Consider the following 12,514-nt stretch of genomic DNA (forward strand, 5'->3'; position numbering starts at 1 on the left):
CTAGCATGATATTTCCAAAATCATGAAAGATAAGGAAGCTTAGATGTCTCGTTTTATTAAAAAACTATTGAACATACAGTTATTTAACCGCCATGCTGAAGTACTAGCTGATATTGAGGCCGGAAGTAATTTAGACATGGATGAATGGAGGGGCTGGGATGCTTGGGTAGATGTTAAAAAATAGTCTATATTTTTTGTATATTATTTAAACTCGATATAAATCCTGAATAGATAAATCGGAGCTACTATGAGTCGATTTTAAAAGGGTAGGAAGCGCATGAAATAGTGCTTTTCTACCCTTTTTTATTTCTATTTTTTGTTCTTTTGCTAATTGTTCTATATGTCTACTGAGTTGCTAATAATACCTTAATCTACCTTAGGTTTTCTTTGCATATTTTCTAAAGACTACTATGTAAACACCTCACTCTTTAAAGATCGGCTATAAAAAAAGGAAAGAAGGGACGTTTTTTCTAGTGTATTTGACCATTATAAATTAACCACGTAGTGTAAATAGTGAAGTGTAGCTGGCGCTTTCTTGTTTGATCACTTGTGTTTGTTGACTCTTTTTTAATAAAGAGATTCTAAAAAAACAAGAAAACACCTTACCTTCACGAGCATTTTAAAGTTAGTTTTATTTCTGAAAGGAGAATTAAGAATGGCTACCGGAACGAAAAGTACAGCTCAATCTAAAGCTCATGAAAAAGTAGATAGCGTTGCTGAAGCGGCTCATAAAGGAGTAGATGGTGCTGCTGAAATGAAAGAGCATAGTCAAGAACGCATCGAAGAAGTGGCTCACCAAATCAGTGAGCAAGCACATAAAATCGCCGATACTGCGAAAAACCAATCTGAAAAAATATCTTCAGCAGTTGGTGAGTATGCTAAAGAGCATCCTGTTAAAACCATTGGTATTGCGTTCTTAGCAGGTGCGCTAGCTGCTAGTTTCTTATGTAAACGTAAATAAGCATGGAAACCGTATAGATGGAAACACCACAGCACTCTGATTCATCGCAAAAAAAATCTGACTTGGATGATGTGATTGATACTCATAAAAGTTGGCTAAAGAGTGTATTGGGGCTTGGAGCATTAGAAGCGAAGTTATGGGTGACGTCCAGTGCCCAGCTCCTTGCCTTAATGTGTGGTGTGATCTTCCTATTGCTTACTACCTGGTTATTAATTATCGCCAGCAGTGCCGCGATTGCATGGAGCTACGGATTTTCTCTTGCTGGCATTTTGTTAACCGCTACCTTAGTGACCTTCTTAAGCTCCATCGTCTTGCTTTATTTTGTGAAACGAACATTGAAAAGCATGGATTTTACCCGTACTTTGGATGCCATTATTCCAACGGATGAGGATTAGGATATGTTTGGTCTTAAACAAATGCACCAAAAGCGAGAGCGCCTTTATTTGCGTACTCAGGTTTTGGAAAAACGTGCCAAATTGTCACGTGATAACGCTGTTGATAATATTCTAGACAAAGCGACTAGCCCGACAGGGTTGATTGCTAGCTTTGTTTTAGGTGCAAGTACACAGCTAGATATCACTAGAAAGGCCAGAAAAAATTTGCTTAATGGCGCTAGCCGAGATGTATTAAGCTTTTTAGTAGCACAAGTTTCTGCTTATGTGGCAAACAGTACCGCGCAAATGAATGCGTCTGCAGAAAGCACGCCCTCTAAAGGTGAAGAGCAAACTACTGCTTCACAACAACCTCATTCTGATGAAGAAAACCTCTCCCAAGAAACACCTTCTGCCGCACCAAAAGATACTGGTACTTTATAAGACAGCATCGATCATGCACCGTGATTGAGCGTTGTGAGTTCGTTAAATAAACAATCGCTGCCAATACACTAACTTGTAAACGACACTTAATCCTCGACTTTAGCGCCTTAAGTCTCTATATTCGCCCATCTTTGTGTTTGTCATTTGACCCGCTTCTGTGGTCTGTATGAACGTTTTTCTTTTCTCTTTGTTTAGGGCTTTTTCCTTTGATCTCCACGGCTAATATCACCATGCAATTTGGCGCAACGCCATTGTTTGAAAACATCTCTGCAAAATTCGGTAACGGCAATCGCTATGGCTTAATTGGCGCGAACGGATGTGGCAAGTCTACCTTCATGAAAATCCTTAGTGGGGCGCTGACGCCAACATCTGGAAACGTATCTATTACTCCAGGTGAAAAAGTCGGTACCTTGAGTCAGGATCAGTTTGCTTTTGAAGAATATACTGTTGTTGACGCCGTTATTATGGGGGATGTGGCGCTTTGGAAAGTCAAACAAGAGCGTGACGCCATTTACTCTAAGCCAGAAATGAGTGAAGAAGATGGCATGCGCGCGGGTGAGTTAGAAGCGGAATTCGCCGAGATGGATGGTTACAGTGCGGAAAGTCGCGCAGGCGATATTCTGTTGGAAGCGGGCATCGAAGAAGAGTTTCATTTTGGTTTGATGAGCCAAGTTGCACCGGGTTGGAAACTTCGTGTTTTATTAGCGCAAGCTTTGTTTGCTAATCCTGATATTTTGCTACTCGACGAACCAACCAACAACTTGGATATCCATACCATTAACTGGTTGGCTGGTGTATTGAATCAACGTAAATGCACCATGATTATCATTTCCCATGACCGTCATTTTTTGAACTCTGTATGTACTCACATGGCAGACATCGATTTTGGTGAATTGCGTATTTACCCTGGTAACTACGAATACTTCATGGAAGCCTCGTCTTTGATTCGCGAACAGTTATTAACTGAAAATGCGAAGAAAAGTGCGGAAATGGATGATCTTCAAGCGTTCGTGAATCGCTTTTCTGCTAATGCATCTAAAGCAAAACAAGCCAGTTCTCGCGCTAAGAAATTAGAAAAAATTGAATTGTCAGAAGTTAAACAGTCAAGCCGAATGACACCATCTTTGTCTTTCAAACAGGACAAGAAACTTCATCGTCATGCTTTGATTTTAGAAGATATTGGCCACGGGTATGGCGAGTTACTTTTTTCTGGCGGCAGTATTATTTTAGAAGCGGGTTCAAGACTGGCTATTATCGGTGAAAACGGCGCAGGTAAAACTACTTTCTTACGTTGTTTGATGAAAGAACTAGATGTAAAACATGGCGAGATCAAATGGGCTGAAAACGCCGAGATAGGTTACTGCCCACAAGATAGCACTGATGATTTCGACTGTGATTTAACCTTGTTTGATTGGATGTCCAAATGGCGAACTGTTAAACATGACGACCTAAAAGTACGAGCGATGCTTGGGCGTTTGTTGTTCACTGCAGACGATTTCAACAAAAAAGTACGAGTGTGTTCAGGTGGTGAGAAAAACCGCTTATTGTTTGGTAAGTTGATGATGATGGACTTAAACGTCTTAGTTATGGATGAGCCAACAAACCACATGGACATGGAAGCGATCGAAGCCTTAAACAATGCCTTGTTAGACTTTGACGGCACGCTGATTTTCGTAAGCCACGATAGGGCGTTTGTTTCTTCTTTGGCAAACCGAGTGATCGAAATTAAAGGTCAAAAGGTTATTGATTTCCAAGGTACATATGATGAGTACCTTGCTCACCAAGGTTAGCCTTGTTTAGGTATAGTATTTATTTAAAGCCGCTTACGGGTTGTCAGTAAGCGGCTTTTTTGCTTTATACTCAGGGCTATTTGGAATCTGAAAGGGCACTATTTTGGACTCAACAGCACTTAAAAAGTATCTGCTTTTGAAACCTGAAGCAGAAGAATATTACCCATTTGATGACCACACTGCTGTGTTTAAAGTACAAGGAAAGATGTTTGCCTTGTTGGTTAAGAAGCAAGGCCAGTTGTTACTTAATTTAAAATGCGCACCTGATCATGCCATTGAACTACGTGATATTTTCCCTGAGGTTATTCCTGCTTATCACATGAACAAACGTCACTGGAACTCCGTCATTTTAGATGGTGATTTACCCATGGGCGAAATAGAAAGGCTGATTGATCATTCCTATGGTTTGGTTGTGAAAGGTTTAAAAAAATCCATCAGAGACGGCTTGGAAGTACGATATGGAAAACCAAGTTTATACGTAGGCTCTTATTCTTAAATGTAAAGCAGCCAATAAGTGATGACTTATCGGCTGTTTCTATTTCAATCTTAAAGTTTAAAAATTGACATTATGTCTTGAGTTTCTTTCGCTGTTTTAGCAAGTGATTCACTGGTTAGATTATTTTGTTGAACCAATTTGCCTGCCTGAGTAGATAGTTCCGATACTTTCTCATTGAGATGGTTAAGTCTTTGAACAGCGTCGCTTTGCATATTAACGCTTTGGATAACGGTGTTGCTTGCGCTATTTATACCATCTACTGATGTAGCGATAGCTTGCAGGTATTGTGTGGTGAGCGTTATTTCTTCAGTGGTTTTTTGTGATTGCTGATGGCTTGCAGTGATACGAGCTTCGGCTTCTTTTGCGCCGCTTTGAAGTTTGCTAATCATGTTTTGAATTTCATCCGTGGAGGCCTGAGTTCGGCTTGCTAGCCCTCTCACTTCGTCTGCTACTACAGCAAAACCTCGACCTTGTTCACCAGCGCGAGCGGCTTCAATGGCGGCATTAAGAGCCAATAGGTTGGTTTGTTCTGCGATGGCGCTGATGACATCGAGTACCGACCCAATAGTTTGCGATTGTTCTGCTAATTGAACAACAGTACTTAGACCTGCTTCTAGTTCATAAGAAAGTTTTTCAAGAGATTCGACGGTTTGATTAATCGCATTTTGTCCTGTTTGAGTTTTTTCTACCGTGATTTGAGCTGACGCAAGAGTTGATTGAGTACTGTCGATAACCTCATTTTTAAAATCATCCACTTCTTTTATGGTTTCTGCCATTTGCAAAAACATGCCTTCACGCTGTTGTGTAATGGCTTGTGTTTTTCCAGCAACAGATTTTAGCTCCTGACTCTTATTTTCGACTTCTTGGTTAAGCAGAACAGCTTTACTAAGAGTGAGTGAAAGGCGCTCTACAAACGTATTGTAGTAAATGGCAATTTGGGTCAATTGATCTTTACCGGATTCAGGTAGGCGGGCTCTTAAGTCACCTTCACCATCTGCAATGTTATGCAAGGCGGATTGTATTTGCCCAATAGGTACAAGAATAGATCGTACTATCAAAAAGGAAATGAAGAGGGCGATTAGTATAATGACTGCACTAATTGAACCTAGTTTAGTGACCTCTTTATTATATTGTGTGTCCACATCATCTAAGTAAATACCTGAGCCAATGATCCATCCCCACGGTTTAAAGCCTTGGACATAAGATATTTTCTCTACAGGTGTGTTATTTCCAGGTTTTGGCCAAAGGTAATCCACAAAACCAGCTTCTTGTGCTTTAACCACTTTGACAAACTCTGAGAAGAGCTTTTTGCCATTGGGGTCTTCTAAGTTGGATAGGTCTTTGCCATCTAGAGAAGGGTTTACCGAGTGCATAACCATGGCTGCGTTGTAGTCATTAATCCAGAAATATTCAGACTTTGCATAGCGGGTATCTTTAACCATGTTCATTGCATAGCGCTGGGCATCAGCTTGGCTTAGCTCTCCAGATTGTTCAAGTTTGTAAAAGTAATTGAATACACCTGTAGCGGTTTCAACAACGTTTTTTGTTTGTGCGTATTTTTCATCTAGCAAGGATTGCTTGCTGACGGTTAGCGATAAATAAACAACAGAGATGAGCCCTAATGAAAAAAAGACTACTAAACCTGTTAGGCGTAAGCGAATTGGAATGTTGCGTAAGGTCTTAACCATAAATTCATCCTTTAATAGATATATTTTTTATTATGATGCTGCTCGTTTTTTTGTCTTTTATATGAGTCTTCCTGACACATGTTTTTTCATCTAAACACAATGTCGTTCTACTGTCATTTCTATGTAATGTTTTATCCGTAAATTCATTGATAGTTTCCTTTTGCAGGGGGAAGCAGCGTATTTGAAAAATAGACACTAAAACCAGTAGCCAGGATCGATTTATAAAGGGTAAGCCCCCGAAGTTCGAGTGCCTAGGCGACAAATTTTTTATAAATAATAGGGCAGTGTTATGAATATCAAGAACAACAGAAAACTAGGGTTTGATGAATTAGATGAGCTGGTACGACCAGCACCTGAAGTGGTAGAGTTCGAAGAAGTCGCTACTAAAATGGTCTCTCGCCGCGGCTTTTTAGGTGGCGGTGTGGCCGTTGGAGCTGGTGCTTTTGTTATGGGCTCGACGACATTGGCTGCGGGTAAAGCGCTAGCTGCTGGAACGGCAGAGTCTCGTCTTGCATTCAGCATGGTAAAAGCCAACTCGTTGGATACCGTGACTGTACCTGAAGGCTACAAATGGGAAGTGGTCGCTTCTTGGGGGGACCCATTGTTCAGCAATGCTCCTGCTTTTGATGCGGCGACAGGTGGCACAGGCGCTTCTCAAGAGTTAGCATTTGGCGATCATAATGACGGCATGGCTTTCTTCTCTAAAGATGGCAAACAAATCATGGCCATTAACAATGAATATACCAATGAGAAAACACTTCACGCTAATCGTGGTGATGGCATGCCTGCAACAGCTGATGATGTCCGCAAGAACAAAGCAGCCCATGGCGTATCCATTATCGAGGTGGCGCAACGTGGTGGTAAATGGGGCATCGTCCAGGACTCTCCTTACAACCGCCGCATTACTGCTGATACAGCCATGGATATTACTGGCCCAGCGCGTGGTCATAAATGGATGCAAACATCAGAAGACCCTAAAGGTTTAGTGGCTAAAGGGACTTGGAATAACTGTGGCAATGGACAAACGCCATGGGGTACTTATTTGACTTGTGAAGAGAACTTTAATGGCTACTTCACGGCAAACGACAAAGACTACAAAATGCCTGAAGCATTCAAACGCTACGGCATGAGCACCGAAGGTCGCTACAACTGGGCTATGGCGGATGATCGTTTTAACCTAGTTAAAGAGCCAAATGAGCCAAACCGCTTTGGTTACATTGTAGAGATCGATCCACTAGATCCAACTTCGCGTCCTAAAAAGCGCACGGCTCTCGGTCGTTTTAAACACGAAAACGCTGAACTGACTATTGCAGCGAATGGACATGTCGTGGTTTACCTAGGTGATGATGAGCGTGGTGAATTTTTATACCGCTTCATTTCTAAGCACAAATATTTGGCTGGCGGCAATAATCGAGATCTCCTGGAAGAAGGTACTCTTTATGTTGCTAAATTCCATGACAACAACCGTGGTGAGTGGCTGGCGCTTACGCCTAAAACTACAGGTATGACTGACGCAGAAATTTCGATTCATACTCGTATGGCTGCATCTAAAGTCGGCGCTACAACCATGGATCGTCCAGAGTGGGTAGCGGCTCATCCTCATAAAGCGGAAGTATATTGTTCATTGACGAATAATAAAAATCGCGGCGTTAAGCCAAATGCGGGTGGTGATGCAACGCCAGCTGGTGGTCCAAATCCTCGTGTAAAAAACAACTTTGGTCAAATCGTACGTTGGATGCCAATGGACTCGGATCATACTCATAATGAGTTCAAATGGGACTTGTTCGTTTTAGCGGGTAACCCTGCAGTGTATGACGACGCCAATGCGGGTTCTAGAAATGTTAATCAAGACAACATGTTTAACTCGCCTGATGGCTTGAAGTTCGATTCTAAAGGCTTATTGTGGATTCAAACAGACGGTAATTACTCTAATGAAAAAGGTTTCCAGGGCCAAGGTAATAACCAGATGTTAGTTGCCGATCCTGAAACGGGTGAAATTCGTCGTTTCCTAGTCGGACCAAAAGAATCTGAAATAACGGGTTCTGCCTGGAATGCCGAGCGTACTACTATGTTTATTGGTGTTCAGCACCCAGGGGAAGAAGGTCATTCTCATTGGCCTGATGGCGGTCAGTCTGTACCGCGTTCTAGTGTGATAGCCATATCTCGTGAAGATGGTGCAGTGATAGGTTAACTATCTGCTTTATCAATATTTAGTCGCTTCTAAAGCCAGTATGTTTTCATACTGGCTTTTTTATTTACAAATTGGGGGAATGTTTTGCTCCCTATACTCATAGTGACTTATATTATGACTTATATTATGACTTATATCATAGGAAGTATAAATTATTTTTATATCGTCTTGTTTAACCTTGAATAAAGTGTCAGTCTTGCTAATGTGCATGATAAATGTAAAAAATTAGATTTTTTGTCTGGTGGATAAGATGTTATTTCCAGTCTCTTTTGTGATTTTTATTAGTATGGATGCTGTAAAGGTTATGTGGCAGCAGGATATAAAAATTTAAGTGAGTAAAAATGGGTGTCGTATTTTCAAAATCATTATTTACTAAGCAAGCAATTTTAACCTTAGCACTTGCGATTGTTTTAAGCTTAGTCAGCAGTGGTATTCAATTCGTTGATGGAGTGCGATCTCAGAAAACCGAAATAAATCAAGACTTTAAAGAGTTACTTGCAGTGGTTGAAAAGCCATTGTCCGAAGCGGTTTTTCGATTAGATACCGCCTTTGCTCAACAACAAATTGATAGCTTACTCTTTAACCCATCTATTGCTCATGTAGAAGTTCGCGATGAGTCTGGTGATCTATTCGTAGAAGCAACAGCAACTAAACGTCATTTTTCAGTATCTAGTTCATTAGCCAATTATTTTCTACCTGACCTTCAGGATTATAGTCGCGAACTTCGTTTAGAAACGCCTATTTTTCAAGCCGGACGGTTGCTTATATTGCCTGAAAAACGCTTTCTTCTTGATAAAATATTTAAAGAACATCTTGCCAGTTTGATCTATAACTTATTTAAAGATGTGTTGTTGGCGTCATTGATATCCTTAGTTTTTTACTTTTTAGTTACTCACCCCTTGATGCGTCTCACTGAATCTTTATCGACAGTTGGTTATAAAAAAGAGTTGCCATTGCCTAAGTCATTTTATCGACACCATAAGTCTGATGAACTAGGGAATTTACATTCTACTTTTGCGCGATTATGGAAGAAATTAAATACAGCGCTGAGTGATTTAGAGAGAAGTGATAGTCATACCAAGGCAATGATAGAGCATGCCGCCGATGGTATTCTGTTGTTGGATGAAAATAATCAAATTATCTTAGTAAATACTGCGGCTGAACGCATGCTAAAAATGAGTGCTGAAGAACTCAAGTCTAGTTCTTTGGAAACTCTTCATACCTCTTCGTCTTGGTTGCCATTTTTAAACTCATTAAGCGCTGTCGAGGTCAACTCGCCATTAACAGTTGAAACCATTTATCTGATTCGAGATGTTGAACTTCCTGTCGAAATACGCTTAGCAAAATATAAAGTATTAGATAGAACAGAAGTGTTGCTTCTGATCCGTGATGTTTCAGAACGTAAAGAAACGGAAGCACATATACATCATTTAGCTTATTACGACTCGGTAACCAATCTACCTAATCGCCAATATTTAGCTGATAAGCTTAATGAAACCTTTAAGCGTAAGCAGCAGAAGCTTACTTTGAGCTACTCTGCTGTTGTTTTTATGGATCTTGATAGATTTAAAACCATTAATGATTCATTAGGACATAATGTTGGTGACCAATTACTTTGCTGTGTTGCTTCACAACTTTCTTCGTTGACCGAAGAGAATGTGGTATTTGCTAGAATGGGTGGTGATGAGTTTGCTTTTTTATTGACTCATATCGGAGATGATAAAGATAAAGTTGAAAAGGCGATTAAGGGCTTTGTTGAAAGCATTATGTATGCCTGTCAGCAAGTCAAAAAAGCAGGCCACCACGAAGTTCATATTACCGCGAGCCTAGGAGCCACTATTTTTGATGGTAATGAAGGTTCAACTGAAGCCATTTTAAAGCAAGCAGATACCGCGCTCTATCGTGCCAAGGAATCTGGGCGTAATACCTTTGCTTTGTATAAACCAGAGATGCAGGCAATTTCAGATGCTCGTCTTGAAATGGAAAAGGCACTTCATCATGCAACGGAATTTAAATTGTTTGAGTTGTATTATCAGCCGCAAACCAACGATAAAAATGAATTGATTGGTGCTGAAGCGCTTATTCGTTGGAAGGATGAGAAAAAGGGCTTTATTTCACCCGCTGAATTTATACCTGTGGCAGAAGAAATAGGACTTATTGTTGAAATAGGTCATTGGGTTTTAAATGAAGCTTTGTCCCAAGTGGCGACTTGGCTGAAAGAGGGGAAGTGGCAATTATCATGGCGTATGTCGATTAACGTTAGCCCTATTCAGTTTCAACAAGCGGGTTTCTTGCCTATGTTAAAAGCACAGTTAGAAAAGCATGATGTCCCTGCAAGCTGTGTTGACCTTGAGATTACGGAGAATATGCTACTCAACGATCTTTCATCCTGTTTGGAGAAAATGAACGCCATAAAAGCATTAGGTGTTCACCTTTCTATTGATGATTTTGGAACCGGTTATTCCTCTCTTAAATATTTAAAATCTTTACCTATTGATAGATTGAAAATCGACCAGTCTTTTGTACGTGATTTATTGACAGATAAAAGTGATGAGGCGATTGTTCACGCGGTTATTGCCATGGCAAAGGCTCTTAATATCAGCGTTCTCGCTGAAGGAGTAGAAACCTTACCTCATTATGATCGGTTGCGAGAGATAGATTGTTTTTATTACCAAGGTTATTATTTTGGACATCCTTTGCCGCCAAATGAATTTATTACTGCATTTGTTCATGATTCAGCCACGCTGAAGCCTTTTTTATAGCGTAATATTAAAAATCAATTCACATATCACCATTTCATCTTAAGGGCTAAGTATGGATTTTTTGTCTTCATTGGCGACATTGACCATTCATTGGGGCGCGTTGCTATTCGTATTTTTACTGTTTTTAGCTCTTATTTCAGTGGTGGTGATGTACTGGGTTGATACGCATCAAACCAGTCATACAATCAGACGAAACTATCCTGTTGTTGGGCGTTTTCGCTACCTCTTTGAACACCTAGGCGAGTTTTTTCGACAGTATTTTTTTGCAATGGATAGGGAGGAGCGACCATTTGATCGTGCTGAGCGTTCGTGGGCATATCGAGCGGCTAAAAAAGTTGATTCGACGATTGCTTTCGGTTCGACTCGTTCTTTAGAAACACCGGGAGATATTTTCTTTTTAAACTGTGCTTTTCCAACTCTAGATGAAGATGCCGCACAACCTAGAGAGGTTTGTATCGGTGAATATACTGCGAAAAAACCGTATCGCACTCGATCTGTGGTGAATATTTCTGGTATGAGTTTTGGTGCTTTGTCTAAGCCTGCAGTTCAAGCCTTGTCAAAAGGGGCTCGTAAAGCGGGGATCTGGATGAATACCGGAGAGGGCGGCTTATCGCCTTATCATCTTGAAGGTGGTTGTGACTTGGTGTTTCAAATCGGCACCGCAAAATACGGTGTGCGTAATTTAGAAGGCCACTTAGACGATAGCAAATTGGCGACTTTGGCCGAACACCAAAATGTACGCATGTTTGAAATTAAAATGAGTCAAGGTGCCAAGCCTGGTAAAGGTGGCATGTTGCCAGGAACAAAAGTAACCGAAGAAATCGCACATACTCGAGGTATTGCAGTGGGTCAGGACTCAATCAGTCCAAATGGTCATACCGATATAAAATCCATTGATGATTTATTAAATATGGTTCGCCATGTCCGTCAAGTTACCTCTAAACCCGTTGGTTTTAAAATGGTGGTTGGGGATTTGAAGTTTTTTGAAACCCTATGTGAGTTAATACATAAAAAGGGCATCGATTACTGTCCTGACTTTATTACAATTGATAGCTCAGACGGCGGAACAGGCGCAGCGCCTCAACCATTAATGGATTATGTTGGTATGCATTTACGTGAAAGCTTGCCAACTGTGGTGAATATTGTGACTTCTTATGGTTTACGTCGTTACATTAAAATTATTGCTTCGGGAAAACTGATTGTCCCTGGAAAAGCGGCATGGGCCTTGAGTGCGGGTGCTGATTTCGTTGTTACTGCTCGTGGCTTTTTGTTTTCTCTTGGCTGTATTCAAGCATTGCAATGCAATAAAAATACCTGTCCGACTGGTATTACGACCCATAATCCTGATTTACAAAAAGGCTTAGTGGCTGCTGAAAAATCTGAACGAGTGGCTAACTACGCTGCAGAGCTATTACATGGTATTGGGATGATTGCGCATTCTTGCGGAGTGAAAGAACCAAGAGAGCTAAATCGCTCTCATGTTCGAATTATCGAAAATCAAAGTCGTTCAGTATTGTTCTCAGAGATTAACCCAATGCCTAATGTACGACCTGAGTATATCAATATGGCTGCGCTTCAAGAAAAAGCCTCATCTGTGGAAGATAGGTTGCAGTAACAAATTAATATATATGGCAGTGGAAATAGTCTATAAAATTATTTGGTTAGCAGCTGATTTTATGCTTATCGAATCAGCTTCTTAGGCTATTTTCTATCGCCATTTCTATTTCTAATGCTTGCTATATGTTGCTGTACAACGGCTTCATGTTTACTTTTATCCTGTGTACTGTATTTTCTAACCTAATCTATTATTG

At 40.6% G+C, this 12,514-nt stretch carries 10 protein-coding genes; 9 read left to right on the forward strand and 1 reads right to left on the reverse strand.

Annotation, left to right across the window (positions count from 1 at the left end):
- Positions 1 to 43 precede the first annotated feature (43 nt).
- From TY87_RS22490 to TY87_RS11255, 6 genes are all read left to right on the forward strand, one after another.
- Entirely contained in the window at positions 44 to 184 is a 141-nt protein-coding gene (locus TY87_RS22490; protein WP_157789894.1) for a hypothetical protein, read from the forward strand.
- A 471-nt stretch (positions 185 to 655) separates the two neighbouring features.
- A complete protein-coding gene (locus TY87_RS11235) occupies positions 656 to 961 on the forward strand; it encodes a DUF883 C-terminal domain-containing protein (protein WP_100187146.1) in 306 nt (101 codons plus the stop codon).
- A gap of 17 nt (positions 962 to 978) precedes the next feature.
- Positions 979 to 1,356 carry a hypothetical protein gene (locus tag TY87_RS11240; protein WP_100187147.1) on the forward strand — a complete coding sequence of 126 codons (378 nt, stop codon included), beginning with the start codon at positions 979 to 981 and terminating at the stop codon, positions 1,354 to 1,356.
- A gap of 3 nt (positions 1,357 to 1,359) precedes the next feature.
- Positions 1,360 to 1,776 (forward strand): hypothetical protein, encoded by a 417-nt coding sequence (locus TY87_RS11245; RefSeq protein ID WP_072841026.1) that lies wholly within the window; start codon positions 1,360 to 1,362, stop codon positions 1,774 to 1,776.
- Positions 1,777 to 1,982: 206 nt separating this feature from the next.
- Positions 1,983 to 3,566, forward strand: coding sequence for an ABC-F family ATPase (locus tag TY87_RS11250; RefSeq protein ID WP_100187148.1), 1,584 nt, complete (start codon positions 1,983 to 1,985; stop codon positions 3,564 to 3,566).
- 103 nt (positions 3,567 to 3,669) lie between these two features.
- Positions 3,670 to 4,062 (forward strand): MmcQ/YjbR family DNA-binding protein, encoded by a 393-nt coding sequence (locus TY87_RS11255; RefSeq protein WP_100187149.1) that lies wholly within the window; start codon positions 3,670 to 3,672, stop codon positions 4,060 to 4,062.
- Between the two features lie 50 nt (positions 4,063 to 4,112).
- On the opposite strand, the gene TY87_RS11260 is transcribed toward TY87_RS11255, so the two are convergent.
- Positions 4,113 to 5,750 (reverse strand): methyl-accepting chemotaxis protein, encoded by a 1,638-nt coding sequence (locus tag TY87_RS11260; protein ID WP_100187150.1) that lies wholly within the window; start codon positions 5,748 to 5,750, stop codon positions 4,113 to 4,115.
- Positions 5,751 to 6,039: 289 nt separating this feature from the next.
- Here TY87_RS11260 and TY87_RS11265 point away from each other — a divergent pair, with 289 nt between their 5' ends.
- From TY87_RS11265 to TY87_RS11275, 3 genes are all read left to right on the forward strand, one after another.
- Positions 6,040 to 7,941: a PhoX family protein gene (locus TY87_RS11265; protein ID WP_100187151.1), complete on the forward strand. Its 1,902-nt coding sequence runs from the start codon at positions 6,040 to 6,042 to the stop codon at positions 7,939 to 7,941.
- Between the two features lie 341 nt (positions 7,942 to 8,282).
- Positions 8,283 to 10,703 carry a putative bifunctional diguanylate cyclase/phosphodiesterase gene (locus tag TY87_RS11270; protein ID WP_100187152.1) on the forward strand — a complete coding sequence of 807 codons (2,421 nt, stop codon included), beginning with the start codon at positions 8,283 to 8,285 and terminating at the stop codon, positions 10,701 to 10,703.
- Positions 10,704 to 10,755: 52 nt separating this feature from the next.
- Positions 10,756 to 12,318 carry an FMN-binding glutamate synthase family protein gene (locus TY87_RS11275; RefSeq protein ID WP_100187153.1) on the forward strand — a complete coding sequence of 521 codons (1,563 nt, stop codon included), beginning with the start codon at positions 10,756 to 10,758 and terminating at the stop codon, positions 12,316 to 12,318.
- Positions 12,319 to 12,514 lie beyond the last annotated feature (196 nt).

Source organism: Marinomonas sp. BSi20584, assembly GCF_002792415.1.
GTDB lineage: Bacteria > Pseudomonadota > Gammaproteobacteria > Pseudomonadales > Marinomonadaceae > Marinomonas > Marinomonas polaris.